General features: G+C 61.2%; 2 protein-coding genes. Both read left to right on the forward strand.

What is annotated here, in order from left to right; all coding sequences use genetic code 11:
* On the forward strand, positions 1-891 hold an 891-nt coding region (gene virB10, locus X760_RS73515; RefSeq protein ID WP_023723258.1), incomplete at its 5' end, for a type IV secretion system protein VirB10.
* Positions 892-983: 92 nt separating this feature from the next.
* On the forward strand, positions 984-1,299 hold a 316-nt coding region (locus X760_RS73520), incomplete at its 3' end, for an ATPase, T2SS/T4P/T4SS family (RefSeq protein WP_245278807.1).

Consider the following 1,299-nt stretch of genomic DNA (forward strand, 5'->3'; position numbering starts at 1 on the left):
CCCGACGGTCAGATCATTCCGGTCCCCGGCGCCGACAGTGATCCCAACAAGGCATTCCTGGCGCAGTCTGAGGCAAGTTCTTCCGGCATCGTCAAAGCCAGGGTCTTCCGACGCACCGATGCGTTGATCCCTGAAGGCACGATCATTCGCGGCTATTTGGAAACCGCGATCAACACCGACCTTCCCGGTGCCGTGCGCGCTGTCGTGCGTGAGGATGTCTTCTCGCTCGACGGCAGGCGGATCCTCATTCCGAAGGGCTCGCGCCTGACCGGAGAATACCGCTCGGGGCTTGCGCGCGGTCAAAAGCGTGTTTTCATCGTCTGGAGCAGGGTCATCCGCTCGGATGGCATTTCCGTCGACATCAAATCGCCTGGTGCCGACGCGCTCGGCCGCGGCGGCATGGGCGGCCGTGTCGATACGCACTGGGCTGCACGGTACGGCAACGCCATCATGCTTTCCGTGGTTGGCGGAGTCTCTGAATATCTGTCCTCGCTTGGCGATAGCGGGCAAGATGGCCAACAGCGCCAGGTGTCGACAATCGATCCCGTAACAGGTGAGACCACGACCCTAACTTATGGTGGCAATGGCTCGCAGCGCGACGCCCGCAGCATCGCGTTTGATAAGTCATCGACCGCCTTGCAGCAACTCGCGCAAGAGGCGTTTCGCGACACGCAGAACATTGGCCCGACAGTCTACGTCGACCAGGGCACATCGGTCGTCGTGCTGGTGCGGCGAGATCTCGATTTCTCGGACCTATACGCCGATCCCGTCCAGGAAGAAGTTGCACGCCTGAAGGCAGGTGGGCGGCCGAAGGCGGCGATCGATCCGACGCCTCTCTACGGCATGCCGACGGATCATTTTTATTCCGGCTATGGGAGCCCGGTGAAATGAATGCCGTGCATCCCCTCCCTGACCCTTGGGCGAGAGCCCCGGTCCTGCGTGCTCATCTGGAACCGATATGGGCCTATTTGACCGAAGATGCGGTGTCCGAGATTGCGATCAACAGGCCGGGTGAATTGTTTATCGAACGCCTCGGCGCGAAGGAAATGGAGCATGTCGTCAAGCGCGAGGTCACGCCCGGCTGGATTAGGCATATCTCGACGGGTGTCGCCTCGGCGACAAATCAGGTCATCAACGAAGAGAAGCCGGTCCTGTCGGCCGCTCTACCCTCGGGTGAGCGCATCCAATGCATCTTGCCGCCGGCGGCTCCCGAAGGCGGGGCGATTTCGATCCGCAAGCAGGTCATCATGGATATGAGCCTTGCTGCCTACAAGGATCTCGGCGCCTTCGAGGACACGG

This window comes from Mesorhizobium sp. LSHC420B00 (genome assembly GCF_000503055.1).
GTDB lineage: Bacteria > Pseudomonadota > Alphaproteobacteria > Rhizobiales > Rhizobiaceae > Mesorhizobium.